Origin of the sequence: Streptomyces globosus (assembly GCF_003325375.1) — a bacterium.
Taxonomy (GTDB): domain Bacteria; phylum Actinomycetota; class Actinomycetes; order Streptomycetales; family Streptomycetaceae; genus Streptomyces; species Streptomyces globosus_A.
The window spans coordinates 517,891-531,266 of sequence record NZ_CP030864.1 but is presented as its reverse complement, the minus strand read 5'-3'; the positions used below and the strand labels follow the sequence as shown (position 1 = coordinate 531,266).

The 13,376-nt window shown below is 68.0% G+C and carries 10 protein-coding genes and 1 pseudogene; 6 read left to right on the top strand and 5 right to left on the bottom strand.

The window, feature by feature from the left end; all coding sequences use genetic code 11:
• Positions 1–11 precede the first annotated feature (11 nt).
• From C0216_RS33120 to C0216_RS33110, 4 genes are all read right to left on the bottom strand, one after another.
• Positions 12–329 carry a hypothetical protein gene (locus C0216_RS33120; RefSeq protein ID WP_114059452.1) on the bottom strand — a complete coding sequence of 106 codons (318 nt, stop codon included), beginning with the start codon at positions 327–329 and terminating at the stop codon, positions 12–14.
• Positions 326–811: a hypothetical protein gene (locus C0216_RS33115; RefSeq protein WP_246043038.1), complete on the bottom strand. Its 486-nt coding sequence runs from the start codon at positions 809–811 to the stop codon at positions 326–328. Before C0216_RS33115 ends, C0216_RS33120 begins: the two co-directional genes overlap by 4 nt.
• 786 nt (positions 812–1,597) lie before the next feature.
• Positions 1,598–1,750 carry a hypothetical protein gene (locus C0216_RS33775; protein ID WP_162793398.1) on the bottom strand — a complete coding sequence of 51 codons (153 nt, stop codon included), beginning with the start codon at positions 1,748–1,750 and terminating at the stop codon, positions 1,598–1,600.
• 351 nt (positions 1,751–2,101) lie between these two features.
• Positions 2,102–3,193, bottom strand: coding sequence for a tyrosine-type recombinase/integrase (locus tag C0216_RS33110; RefSeq protein ID WP_114059451.1), 1,092 nt, complete (start codon positions 3,191–3,193; stop codon positions 2,102–2,104).
• 194 nt (positions 3,194–3,387) lie between these two features.
• Here C0216_RS33110 and C0216_RS33105 point away from each other — a divergent pair, with 194 nt between their 5' ends.
• The 4 genes from C0216_RS33105 to C0216_RS33090 all read left to right on the top strand — a co-directional run bounded on the left by C0216_RS33105 (position 3,388) and on the right by C0216_RS33090 (position 8,565).
• On the top strand, positions 3,388–5,289 hold the full coding sequence (locus C0216_RS33105; RefSeq protein WP_114059450.1) for a helix-turn-helix domain-containing protein: 1,902 nt from the start codon (positions 3,388–3,390) through the stop codon (positions 5,287–5,289).
• Complete coding sequence (locus C0216_RS33100; protein ID WP_114059449.1) at positions 5,286–5,591, top strand: hypothetical protein; 306 nt, start codon at positions 5,286–5,288, stop codon at positions 5,589–5,591. Before C0216_RS33105 ends, C0216_RS33100 begins: the two co-directional genes overlap by 4 nt.
• A 2,172-nt stretch (positions 5,592–7,763) precedes the next feature.
• Positions 7,764–8,144: a peptidoglycan-binding domain-containing protein gene (locus C0216_RS33095; RefSeq protein ID WP_246043037.1), complete on the top strand. Its 381-nt coding sequence runs from the start codon at positions 7,764–7,766 to the stop codon at positions 8,142–8,144.
• A gap of 139 nt (positions 8,145–8,283) precedes the next feature.
• Positions 8,284–8,565: a hypothetical protein gene (locus tag C0216_RS33090; protein WP_246043036.1), complete on the top strand. Its 282-nt coding sequence runs from the start codon at positions 8,284–8,286 to the stop codon at positions 8,563–8,565.
• 348 nt (positions 8,566–8,913) lie between these two features.
• On the opposite strand, the gene C0216_RS33770 is transcribed toward C0216_RS33090, so the two are convergent.
• The gene (locus tag C0216_RS33770) at positions 8,914–9,081 is read right to left on the bottom strand and encodes a hypothetical protein (protein ID WP_162793397.1); all 168 of its coding nucleotides are present in this window, start codon (positions 9,079–9,081) and stop codon (positions 8,914–8,916) included.
• A gap of 344 nt (positions 9,082–9,425) precedes the next feature.
• Between C0216_RS33770 and C0216_RS33765 the strand changes: the two genes are divergently transcribed.
• Together C0216_RS33765 and C0216_RS33085 are read left to right on the top strand one after the other, a co-directional pair.
• Entirely contained in the window at positions 9,426–9,875 is a 450-nt protein-coding gene (locus C0216_RS33765) for a helix-turn-helix domain-containing protein (RefSeq protein WP_162793396.1), read from the top strand.
• A gap of 564 nt (positions 9,876–10,439) precedes the next feature.
• Positions 10,440–13,319: pseudogene (locus C0216_RS33085) on the top strand (Tn3 family transposase); the annotation flags it as partial.
• Positions 13,320–13,376: the final 57 nt, after the last annotated feature.

The window sequence follows — 13,376 nt, the reverse complement described above, 5'->3', positions numbered from 1 at the left end:
GTGACCTCTCGTCAGAAGGTGGGGAGGAGCGGGTGGGGAAGGCCGGCGAGGTTCCAGTTCACCCACTGGCCGTTCTCGATCGAGCAGACCATCACGGTCGCGGGGCGGCCGGTCTCCCGCTGGGTCTCGGCGACCCAAGCCCGCGTCTCCGCGACGAGCTGCGGGTCGGTGAACTCGAACGGCGCCGCGGTCAGGTCGTCCTCGCGGTTCCAGGCGGCCAGCAGACCGTCGAAGGACTCGGCAGGGGCCGCCCAGAAGAAGGCGTGCCGTCGGTCCGGGTCGGTGACGACGGCGAAGCGGATCTCGGGCAGGGCATCAGACACGGTCACGGCTGCTCCTCCTCACCGTCGGCCTGCTTGCCCTCCGCGATGCGGGTGAGCGCCTCGCGGAAGACGGGGAGGAGCTCCTGGTCCATCCGGTAGGCGATGTTCTGGTGCCAGGACGGGTTGTTGGGGTCGGAGACGGGGGTGATGGGCGCCGGGGTGCCCTCCGGCCACCAGCCCTTGCGCACGCCGCGCGGGACGGCCCGGGTCAAGCCGTTGGACGGGCCGTTGAGCTTGCCGATCACCCAGCGGAGGTGGTCGGCGTCGAGGTAGCCGTCGCCGTCGACAATGACCATCTCGGCCATCCGCCGCGAGCCGGCGGTCAGGTCCCGGAGGTAGCGCTCGGCGCGGTCGACGGTCCAGCCCGGGCGGACGGTGCTGATGGACAGCTCCGCATGGTGCTGCGCAGCCAGCGCGACGAGCTTCTCGGCGAACTCCTCGCTCGCACCCCTGATGATGATCTCCATGAAGCCTTCCGAGGGATTCATGCCCGGTTCTCCCAGGTCTCCACTGAGCATGCCGCCGCTCGAGGCGCCCCGTCTAGACCGGGGAGAACATTGGCGGGATTTCACACTCGTCGTCGGCCGGTTGCTGCACACGTTCGCGTGACAGCGGCGAGCCCAGTACGGGCGCAACGTGGAGTGCCATGCAGCAAAACTCTGAGCTGCGCTTTTATCGCAGATCCGGGCTGCCAGACCAGGCGGAGGGTTCAGTCGGTTCCGTCGGCCGGCGCCTAGGCGACGTCGGCCGCGGGCCCATGGACAGGGCTGTCGTGGGCCCGTTCGGCAACGCCCTCGGGCTGAGCAAGCGGCCCGCCGCCAGCGCTTCGCATCCCCCTTCACGCGCCCGCGGTCCCCACCATCCCTTAAACGTTCAGGGCTGCTCAGGCGGGCCGCGCCCGTGCGCGGCTCCACCCCGGCGGCTGTGGCAGGCCGCATACGAAAATTGGTATGTGGCATGCGGGCCAGATCCGACCACTCACGGACCAGTTTCAGCTTGGTGCGCCGTCTAATGATCGCAGCATTCCGTGCACTGTCGGCGACTCCAATGCCGCCTGATTTACCGGAAGCAGTCCGGCGGTAATTCCGCATCTAAGTAGCGCATAGATCTGTGTACTAGGGTGGGGTGGTGCAGTATCGTGTGTCACGTAACTCACGAAACATCCGGACTGCGGCGCTGCAAACGTGCACGTCAAAGACCCGCCGCGGAACCTTCACCGCGACGGGCCCACCCGGGACCAGCCGCCCGGACGTGTCTCTACCACGTCCGGTCGGCTACCCCAGGAGCGTGCGGACGAGCCGCACAGAGTAGTACAGCAGGGCCACCACCGGCACGGCACGACGTGCCGACAGCCGGATCCGAGCTCCCACTCGCCGCAGCCGGTAGCGGCGCGGCGAGCCGCTGTCCTCCTCATCGGGGTTCCTCACGGCACCCCTCCTTTCCCTCGGGTAGGCCCACAAGTCGCGGGCTTTCGGCACGCCGCGTCGACGGCGCCCCGAAAGACAGCACAGCAGCGCTACCCCAAGGGTTTAACACGAGGAACGATATCCAACATCGGGATGCCGGAACAGTCGAAAGCGGAGAAATTCACGGTCCCGCAGAATTTCTTCGGCGGTACCGGTTCGATGGAATCGAAATGTGTCACGGTGTCCGTTGGAACGCGCCCGCGGGGCGAGAGCGCACAGCGCCGGGACGCCGCGGCGGCAGCCGGCCGGCCCGGCAGGGCCACCCGCGCCACCCGCCGCCTCAGCGCGTTGTCCGAGGAGGCGATGCGGGGCTCAGTTGGTGTCGCGCGCCAGTGCGCCGGCGAGATCGGCGCCGAGGCCGTAGCCGGGGCTGTCGTCGAGGAGTTCCCGGCGTCGGTTGTAAAGCTGGGTCGTGCGGGGGTCCTTGTGGTCAGCCCACTGCTGCACCTTGTCCGGCCGGGCGTCCGGCTTCGCCAGGGCATGGGTGACGGCGTCACCCTTCACGCCGTGCGGCCCACGCAGCGGGAGCCCAGCGCGCTTGGCCAGTGACTGGAGGAGTCGCCAGACGGCCGGTTCGTCTAGCTGGCCGCCGGTGGCAGTGCAGAACAGCCAGCCGGTGGTACGGCCGTCGAGGTACTCCATCAGCGCGTCCCACGCCGCCGGCGGGATCGGCTTCTTCTTCCGGCCGCCGCCCTTGACCTTCTCCAGGAGCAGCACGCGGTGACCCTTGTCGTAGCCGAGGTCTTCCACGCGGGCGTTGAGGAGGGAGTCGATGCGCAGGCAGCACGTGTAGAGCATCAGCAGCAGGGCGTACGCGCGCTTGCGGTAGGCCGCGACGCGGTGCTCGTCGCGGGCGACGGCCACGAAGCGGGCCCACTCCGCCTCGGTGTACCCGGGCGTGGGCGAATAGGTGGGGTCGATGTAGGGCCGCTGGACCGCGTCGAACGGGTTCTTCACCCCGTCGTCGCTGACCTTGTCGAGGTAGACGAAGAAGCTGGAGGCCGCGGACAGGGCGTTCTTCCGCGAGGCATCCGCGTACGGCTTGCCGGTACGGGCCATCTCCCCCCGCCAGCCGCCCTTGACCCGGACCCACGTCGGAGTGGTCTCCAGGTACATCCGGAAGGTGTCGGCGAGGACGAACTTCACGGCCATCGGGTGCTCGCCATGGTTCCGGGCGAACTCCTCGAAGACGCGGAAGCCTCGGGCGTAGGACTTCTGCGTGTTGGCCGACCGCTGGTGAGCGATCCAGGCCGCGGCAAGCGTCGGCAGGAGGTCGTCCCCGCCGTAGATGGCGACGAGGTAGTCGTACAACTTGCGCGCGTGCTCCGGCCACAGGGCTCGGGGGTCGCGCCGGAAAGTCGAGAGCGTCGACCGGGGCGAGCGGGCAACCTCTGAGCCCGGCATGTCGGGTGATTCACCTGATTGCAATAATTATCCTGTGTATTTGCCTAAGTCGTCTGAACGGGCGTCCATCAGTGTCTTGCCTATGTGCATCTCGGCGGCCGCGTGAAGTGCATCAATGCAATCACTCTCGGAATGCCCTTGCGGTACTGCAAGTGGTCGTGGGACGGGGTATTGCCTGACAGGTATTCAGTTCGGTGTTCGCTTGCGCCGAGAGTCAGGAAGGAGGGGGTGACCTGAGTCTGGACGAGTTCTACACCAGTCCCCAGATCGCCAAGCGGCTCGGGGTGAGCCGCCAGCGCGTCGACCAGCTCGTGGACAACGGCCAGCTGCCTCAGCCGCTCGGCCGCTCCGGCAACACCCGCCTGTGGCGGGCCGCCGACATCGAACTCGCGCTGGCCGGCAACGACCCGGCCGACGGGCGGCTGGCCACCCCGAACTGGGAGAAGATCCCAGTCCCGGACGCACCGCTGCGGCTGGACGTCGACGAGGTCCTCACGGTGCCCGGCGTCTGGTTCGCCGAGGCGCCCCGCGTGCATGTACGGATCTGGCGCGGCCCCGTCGCCGGAACCCGGCGCACGGTCGTGCTCTACGGAGCCATCGCCGAATCGCACGGCATCATCGTCAACTCCGCCGAGACCGTGGCCCGCAGCATCGCCGCCCAGTACCTCAGCGTCGGCGAGGCCCGCACCGCCTGGTGGTTCGACTTCTGGCCCCGCGGCTTCCCCCGCCCGGACCTGAGCATCGACTACGTCTCCTTCGCCTTCCCCCGCGCTGGCGGATCCGGCGGACTGCTCGACACCCTGCTGCGTCGCGGCAGCCGTGACGCGTGGACCGGCGAGTTCGAGCAGCCGGTCTGGCAGAAGGTCGAGCGCACCGACTTCACCCGCGTCCTGGGCAGCGAGCCGGACCTCGACTACCCGCCCGGCACCTACACGGCCGCCGTCGTCACGGCGCTCGCGGCCGGACAGCGCCCCGCCGTCGTCGACTTCGACCCCCGCCAGCTGCGCACCCAGCTCCTCCACATGACCTCGCTGCACAGCTACCGCCAGGCCCTGCTCGGCGGAGCCGAGGACCGCCCCGGTCTCCCCGCCCTCCCCCTGCTGGTCGCGGAAGGCCACGCCGATGCCGCCCGCACCGCCGAAGCCCTCGGCATCGCCGTACGCGTCCTCGTACCCGACGCGCTCGGCGCCGCCGAGGACTACCAGCGCCTGAGCGCCACCCAGGACCCGGGCTCAACCCTGGCCGAGCGGCAGTTCCACCAGCCGAGCCAGGCCGAAGGCGCCCTCCTCGCGCGCTACGCCGACATGCCCGATGACCAGCTGTCCGCAGGCGCGGTCTACCGCGCCCTGACCACCGTGCGCACGCTCGCCTCCGCACTGTCCGACCAGGCCGAGACCAACAGCGAGCACACGGACCCGGCCCTGCTCCAAGCCCTCGCCGCCGCGGAACCGGAACTCGTCAGCGTCCGCCACCTGCTGGACCCCTCCCTCATCGACGACCCCGGCCCCTCGCCGCACGCCGTCTCCACGCTTGGCGACGCCGAACACGCCTACCTCGCCACCATCTCCTGGTGGGGACCCGCGGCCGGCGACGCCCACCGCAAAGCCGCCCTCCTCGGCCACGTCTGGGAGAAGGACCGCGAAGACCTCCGCACCGGCTACGACCCGTACGGCCGCATGGTCCTGCACAACCCCACCACCGGCGCCCTTGCCCTCGAACGCCCCAGGGCGCTGCCGAGCACGCCGTACCCCGACAACGCCGAGATCCTGGCGACCCCTGGCAACATGACCGCCTTCGTCCTGCTGCCGGACGGCCGCTGCGACATCCTGCCCACCGACCCCCGCTACACCTTCGACGACATCACCTGGGGCTACGGCGGCACCGGCCCGGACGTCTTCGCCCAAGCCCTGGCCTTCGCCGTGCTCCCCCACCCCGACCCCGAGCGCCCCCAGACCCTGTACGACCGCCCCGAGCACACACGTACGGCCCTGCTGAAGATCACCGAGGACGGCTCCCAGCACGACACCTTCCGGATCAGCGTCGCCACCCTGCGCGAAGCCGCCGGCTCGGGCGCGCCGGAGGTGAGCGCCCGATGACCGAATTCGCCGAGCCGAAGCGGCCGATGTCCCAGAAGAAGGCCCGCGAGTTCATTGCCGGCGCACACCTCGTACTCCGGGACCGCGAGACCCGCCACTACGAGGTCGTAACCGAAAGCGGCACTGTCCTCGGCCACGTCGAGCCCGCCTACAAGGCCGGACGCCGCTCCGGATGGAACGGCTGGGCCGCAGGCTCCATCCACTCCTCCACACTGCCCGCACACCCCACCCGGGACCAGGCCGCTGCCGAGGCCCTGCGACAGTGGATCGCGCTCGCCACCGCTAAGCCCAGATCATCCTAGATCGGGCCGGCCTGCCACGGCCCGCCGCACCGATACCGCAGCGACTCGACGGCCTCGGCCTCGGCCTCGGGGAACAACGGAACAGCGGTACCTTTCACCCCACCGCCAGCGTCTCGACAGGATGCCGAGCCCACCAGTACCAAGGCCGGTGAAGCTTTTTGTGACGCCTGCTACCAGGTGCCGGCGATGTGGTGCACGACTTGGAGTACAGAGACCTGGTCCATGAGTACGAGGAACCCCGCTGACCGCTGCCATCGGCCGATGGCCCAGGACCCGACGGCTACGGGCATCCGGCAGGAACTGTGTTGCTCCAGAACCTATTAGTCCTATCGTCAGGATCGTTGCGTCCATCATTGGCAGAGAAGTGAATCACGATTCCGCTCGCGCACGGGATTGGGATGGAGAAATCTATCCCTCCTCCAACCGATGACCTTGTGAGCCACCAGTACGGATAGTGGCTGCCGTCTTCACCAAAGCGTACCGCGCGAATGGTGACATCTACACTTTTCAAGAAGTCGCCTCCTTCCACCCTGAATACAGTGCTCTCGCCAGATCCGCTAGTGGATACACGTATGGATGGCCGGACGGTTTCAGGGGTTGGAGGCGGAGGTGGAGGCGGAGATGCAGGCGGAGGCGGAGATGGGGGCGGAGGCCCAGAAATCTCTGGCGTATAACACCACAAGGTGCCCTCCTTCTTCACGGCCCAGATGAGTTGGTATCGCCCGGCAGCAACACTACTGAACCCGTCACCCTGCTTGAGGTACGTTGCGCCGTCGGTGGTGGTCCACAGCGATCCGTCGCTCCCAACAAGCCATGCCACCCCTTCCACACTGACCGATATCTCGTCAAACGTGACCCCGGGCATGCTTGCTGCCGCTCCGAAGGCGTCGGTGCCACTTGCCGGCCAGAGATATCCATCTTTGGAAATTCCCCACATCCCGCCGTTGTTGCGTCCAGCCAGTCGTTTCAATGGCGCTATGGCGAAGCCCGCCCACCTCCAGTCGCGGCCGTTTGTTGTCTTGTAGATCGCCCCATCCGCATGACCAAGGACGTATACAGCCCCCTGATGGACAGCAACGTCACTTATTGGCTCGATGCCAGCCGTAACCGTTGCCCTCTTCCAATCGCCGTTCGAGGATCTCCCCCAAAGTCGCCCATCAGCGGTGACGGCGTAAAGCGTGTCGTTAAGGGCTACGGCCATTCGAGCAATGGGGGCAGGGATGGGTACTTGCCCCCCCTCGGTAGCACCCCAAGGTGGGCCCCCATATGCCCAGAGTGTTCCGTCCTTAGCGGCCAGCCATACATGTGATTTACCGGTGTCTTCTCGTGTTGAGACGTCAGCGAGCTGAGGCAAGTGAACAGTCTTAAAGCGACTGTCGCCTCGGGTGGAAACGTCAAAAATGGAGAACGGATACCAAACTCGGGTCACCACGATGACTCCTGACGCGTGAATCCCAACTGGGACGGGAAGTAGGCTGCGCTAATCGAACACCGCCGGAGGGAAGAAGCCGCGGCACTTGCAATGTGCGCCCTATTTCAGGATAGTGAATCGGTGTTGCCGTCGCAGCTCGGGCGGTTGCCTCCTGGTCCGGTACCGCTCGCGTCCGCCGCCCCGGCACCGTCGCACGAAAGCCCTGCCACGGTGAGCATCATCCGCGTAGTCTTTAGTCCCCAGACGAACTGCGTGCCGGGCAATCGGCCCTCACCCTTCCCCAGCTGTAGAGGGAGCCCTCGCCGGTCGCATTCGAGGATTACCGAGCGGTGCCATCGGGATGGTCACCGTGGAGAACTGGCGACGGTTGAATACGCGAGCCCGCTAGTACCGAGGCCGCCCACCCGCGGCTGGCCCCCTGCCTCGCCCCCCTCCCGGTGCCTGGACCTCAGCCCGCACAGGAGGCCCAGGCACCGGTGCCGACCGGCGCGAACGGCAAGTGCCACCAACGACTTGACCGCCGGGCGGTACCGGGGAAGCGGGGGTCCGGGGCCGGCGAAGGCATGCAGTTGCTTCACGCCGCGGGGCTCTCTGAAGTTGTATCCCTCGCGCCGGATGCTTCTGGCCGGGCTTCGTGCGCTCCCCGTGCACCCTGGTGCGCTCTGCCTTGATGGCCAGTACAGGGATATGTTCGCGCTCAGCCAATCCAGCGGCGGGCTGCCCCGCCCCGTTCGAAGGACTTGTACTTGCGTCAGCGCATCTCGTCCGCCGTACTGGGCGCGGCTCTGCTCTCGGTCGGCTCCGCCAGTGCCGCTCTGGCCGCATCCACCTCCGCCCAAGCGCCGGCCGCGGTGGCGGTGAGCTGCCGAGGCACCGTCGACTACGGGCTGTACTGCGGCTACGACCTCAGCAACGCCTACACGGATCGCGGCGACTCCGGTGCGAAGGTGAAGGAGCTCCAGGCGCTGCTGATCTGGCACGGCTACTCGGTGGGCTCTACCGGTGTAGACGGCTACTTCGGAGCGGCCACGGAGTACGCCGTGAAGCGCTTCCAGACTGCGGAAGGCATTCGGGTCGATGGCATCGTCGGCCCGACTACCTGGGGATACCTCCGGGCCTAGTGCCCCATCAACGGCCTCGGGGATCAATCAGGACGTGGTTAGCGGTAAGGAACGATCCTGCTCGTTAGCACAGTGAGAGCTCCAGGGCTCCCACGACCCCTCGGGCGTCGTCTTCAATGTGCTGGCCGCGCTGTCCGGCATGGAACGCGAGTACATCCGCGACCGCACCCTGGAGGGCCACGGGTCCGCCCGCAACCGCGGCAAGACGATCGGCGGCCCAACGGTGACCAACTCCGACATGCTCGCCATGGCCCTCCAACTGCGCGCCGAGGGGGTAAGCCTGCGCGACAAGTCGGCCCGGCTCGTCATCACCAGCGGCACCAAGAAGGGCCAGCACCCTTCCCCGCCCACCATCATGCGGATGCTCCGCGAGCACGACGACAAGGAGAAGGCGGCCACGCTCGCCGACAAGACCGCCTGACCGAGCAGGCAGCGGTCAGCCCCTGTTGGGTCCAATGGGACCAACAGGGGCTGACCTGTGTTCATGTATGCTGCCCATGCCGCCGGATCAGGCGAGGCGCCCAGTACCAAGAGCCCGGCGGGCCGTTGGGACAGCGGCCCGGGGTGGGACGGCCGGTGCGGTCCCCTTGGCTGCCCGCTCGGCAGCCGTGCGCCCGCGCACGGTGCGCTGCTCTTGGTCCTCAACGGCGGGGGCTGGCCCGTGCCCGAGCGGGCGGCGCATGGTGCTCACTGACGAAGTCTCGCAGCCTGGTTAGAGGACTCCGCCTTCGACCCGTGGTATCAGCGCAGAGTCCTGTTCGGAGGCGAGTCAGTGGTCGGTCAGAGCCCGGATCGCCCAATCGACGACGGCACGTACCGCGCCAGCGAATGCTCCATTGACCGCCTGGCCCGCCAGTCGTTCCCCCTTCGCCTCGGGCACTTCCACCTGCTCCGCCTTGGGCTGTGCAGGCTTTCGGATGCGCGTACGGTTGGTCATTAGGTCCCCTTCGACAGGTGAGATCTGAAGGCCCGCCGGTGTGTTTGGACGCCCCCGGCGGGCCTTTCTCATGGCAGCACAGGCACGTCTGACCATCTGCAAGACTTGAACCATCCGGGATCAAGTGGGACTTGGGACTTCGGAAGGGGCGCGGAGGCATGCCAAATCATCGTCGGCCCATCGACCGTCAGCATCCGTTAGGGCAGTTCGCGATTCGACTGCGCCGCCTGCAGGCGGATGCCATCGCGAGGACCGGGAGCTCCGATGAAGCTGAGCAGCTCAGTCCGACTCAGATCGCCCTCACGTCGCCTTGGAGAACGAGTAGGACAGCCATCTACGCTGCTTTGAACGGAACCCGCCTCGCTTCCACCAACACGCTGTGTGCCCTGGTGGCAGCCTGGGATGCTCGCGGTAGAACGGCCATCGGCGAGTGGCTCGTGGCCCGCAACGCCGTTGAGGATCAGCTCATCGAGCTGCGCTCCAGCAGCGGGTCCACCCAGCCCGTGAAAACGACTAAGAGCACAGGGCGGCTAGGGGAAACAGAGGAAGCGGCGATCTTCGCCATGGCGCTGACCAAGGCGCGAAACGGGTGGGTTCTGACTGATCTTGCTAGGGCCATCGGTGTGGACCCCGACGTGCTGATCGACTACCTCAGCGGACGCTTCTTGCCCACGCCGGCTGTTCTCGGACGTGTGATGGATGCCTTCTCGGTGCAGTCCCCCGAGCGAGAACGTCTCGTTGCGCTACATAGAGCTGCATGGACAGCTAGCCACTGGAAGTCGCTTCGGGAGTAAACCTGGTCGCGGACCACTCGTCGGCCTGGTCGTGTGCGGTCTCCTTGTGGCCGTCGTCGGCGTTGTCGTACACGGCGGTGCTCCTCGAAGGATCGCCGGGCCTCCAAGCGGAGTCCCCTTTCGTCTGCCCGTGCTCTCAGCCCGTCCACAGTGTTGTTTACCGAGTGAACGGCGATCCTCATGGCGAGGCGGCCAGGAGGGGCCCGGGGAGTTCGGCTTCCTGGGCGGCCGCAGGGAAGCGGCGAGGCGTTCGCCGAGTGTGGCCATGTCCGGGTCTTCGGGGCCGACAGGTGCTGTTCGGCGCGGTACTCGTCGAGCTGCTGCTCGAAGGACTTGGCGTTGGGCCCGTAGTGCTCGGGGTAGGTCCGGGCGAGCCACCAGGCCAGCGCCGGCCAGTGGGCCCGCAGGTAGCGGGTCTGCTGCTGGGTGACCGGCCTCGGGGAACATCGGTACAGCGGTTATCGGTGAGAACGATCATGGCCGCCTAGCGCAGTGATCCACTTCGCCGCTGGGGTTCGGTGAAACGCCTCCGGGCCCGGTTCGGGGCTGGCTACGGTCCGGCTCGTGCCGGTGGAATTTCTGAGCGATGAGCAGGCCGAGGCGTACGGGACGTTCGCCGAGGAGCCGACGAGGCCCGAGCTGGAGCGGTTCTTCTTTCTGGACGACGTGGACCGGGACCTGATCGCCCTGCGGCGGACGGAGCATCACCGGCTCGGATTCGCGCTCCAAATGTGCACGGTGCGGTACGTCGGCCTGTTCCTGGAGGACCCGCTCGCGGTGCCGTGGCCAGTGATCGAGCACCTGGCCGTGCAGCTCGGCATCGAGGACCCGTCGGTGGTCAAGCGGTACACGGAGCGGCGCCAGACGCTGTACGACCACGCGTGGGAGATCCGGGACGCCTACAGCTACCACCCCTACGAGGACACCAAGTGGGGCCGGCGGTTCCGTACATTCCTGCACGGGCGGGCGTGGACGCACGCCGAGGGCCCGAAGGCGCTGTTCGACCACGCGGTGGGCTGGCTGCGCCGTCACCGGGTCCTGCTGCCTGGGGTATCCGTGCTGGCTCGGCAGGTGGCGGAGGCGCGGACGGTCGCGGAGAAGCGGCTGCACGCCACCGTCGCGGGCGCCGCCCGTCGCGCGGACCCGGCGCTGCCCGGGGATCTGGTGGCGACGCTGAAGACGCCGGAGGGCTCGCGGTTCTCGGAGCTGGAGCGGCTGCGCCGGCCGCCGACGCGGACGACCGGGACGGCGTTCGCCCGCGCGCTAAAGCGGGTGGACGAGATCGGCGCGTACCGGCTCGGGCGGCTGAGGCTGTCGCAGATCCCGCCGAACCGGATGGCGGTGTTGGCCCGGTATGCGTTGGGGTCGAAGGCGCCGCTGCTGGAGCGGGCGGCGGAGCCGAAGCGCACGGCGATGCTCACCGCGGTGATGCGGCACCTGGAGGCGAAGGCCATCGACGAGGCCCTGGACCTGTTCCAGGTCCTGATGGCCACCCGCCTGCTGAACACGGCTAAGCGCAAGACGGAGAAGGAGCGGCTGTCGACGCTGCCGCAGCTGGAGAAGGCGTCACGGGTGCTCGCGCGGGCGGCGAAGGTGCTGTTTGAGGAACTGGAGCTGGTCGAGGAGCAGAAGGCGGACCTGGACGTGGTCGCGCTGTGGGCGGCGGTGGAAGAGGTCGCCCCGCGCGCCGCCGTGATGACCGCGGCGGCCACGGTGGTCTCGCTCGTGCCCGAGGACGAAAACTCGGCCGAGGTCGCCATGCGGGCCGCGCTCACGAACCGGTACGCCACGGTGCGCCCGTTCCTCGCGTTGCTGGGCGAGTCCAAGGCACTGGACGCGGCGAGCGCGGGCAAGCGGGTCCTGGCCGGGGTGCGCGGCCTTCCGGCGCTGGCCCGGCGGAAGGTGGGCATCAAGCCGCTGCTGCCGCGCGAGGTGGACGACAAGCTCGTGCCGCCCGCGTGGCGCAAGGCGGTGTACGCCAACCCAGACCTGCCGCAGGGCGCGGTCGACCGGGACGCGTACGTGGTGTGCGTGCTGGAGCAGCTGCACCGGGCCTTGAACAACCGCGACGTCTTCGCCTCGCCCTCGCACCGCTGGTCCAACCCGCGTGCTCGCCTGCTGGACGGGCCCGACTGGGACGCGGTCGAGGAGGACGTCCTGGCGGCCCTGAGCCTAGACATGCCCGTGGAGGAGCACCTGGCGGAGCTGGTGCGGGGCCTGGACACCGGATGGAAGCAGCTCGCCGAACGCCTTCAGGAAGCGGGGCCGGCGGCGAAGGTCTCCATCGAGGTGCAGGACGACGGGCGGGTGAAGCTGAACGTCGACAAGCTCGGCGCACTCGGCGAGCCGAAGTCCCTGACCTGGCTGCGCAAGCGGGTCGAGAAGATGCTCCCGAAGATCGACCTGCCGGACCTGCTGTTCGAGGTGAACGCCTGGACCGGGTTCCTCGACGCCTTCGTCCACCTCGGCGACGGCACCACACGGATGAAGGACCTGCCCACCTCGGTGGTCGCGCTGCTGGTGTCCGAGGCGTGCAACATCGGCCTGGCCCCGGTGGTCAACCCCGGCTATGAGGCACTGACCCGGGCCCGGCTCGTGCACGTCGACCAGTACTACCTGCGCGCCGACACAATCGCCGCGGCGAACGCGCGGCTCATCGCCGCCCAGGCCGACATCCCGATCGTGCGTTACTGGGGCGACGGGCTGCTCGCCTCCGTGGACGGGCTGCGCTTCCAGGTGCCGGTGCGCACCATCAACGCCGCCCCGTCGCCGAAGTACTTCGGGTTCAAGCGGGGCATCACCTGGCTCAACGCCGTCAACGACCAGGTCGCGGGCATCGGGCAGATGGTCGTCCCCGGCACCCCGCGCGACTCCCTGCACATCCTGGACGCGCTGCTGAACCTGGACGGCGGCGTGAAGCCGGAGATGGTGGCGACCGACAACGCCTCGTACTCCGACATGGTGTTCGGCCTGTTCAAGATCCTCGGATACAACTTCAGCCCGCGGTTCCGGGACCTGGACGACCAGCGGTTCTGGCGGGCCACGATGCCCGGTGTCGAGACCGGCACCTACGGCGTGGTGGAGGACCTGGCCCGCAACCGCGTGAACCTGAACAAGGTAATCACGCACTGGCCGGACATGCTGAAGGTCGCTGGCTCCCTGGTCACCAATCAGGTCCGCGCCTACGACCTGCTGCGTATGTTCGGACGCGACGGCCGTCCGACCCCGCTCGGGGCGGCGTTCGCGGAGTACGGGCGGATCGCCAAGACCGAGCACCTGCTGCGCGTGGTCGACCCGGTGGACGACACCTACCGGCGGCAGATGAACCGGCAGCTCACCGTGCAGGAGTCCCGCCACAAGCTGGCCCGCGACGTGTGCCACGGCAAGCGCGGCACCATCCACCAGGCGTACCGCGAAGGCCAGGAGGATTTGTTGACCGAACTACCGGGGTGTGAACCGACGAGCCCTCGGAGATCGACGCACGGTGACGGGACCTCGCAC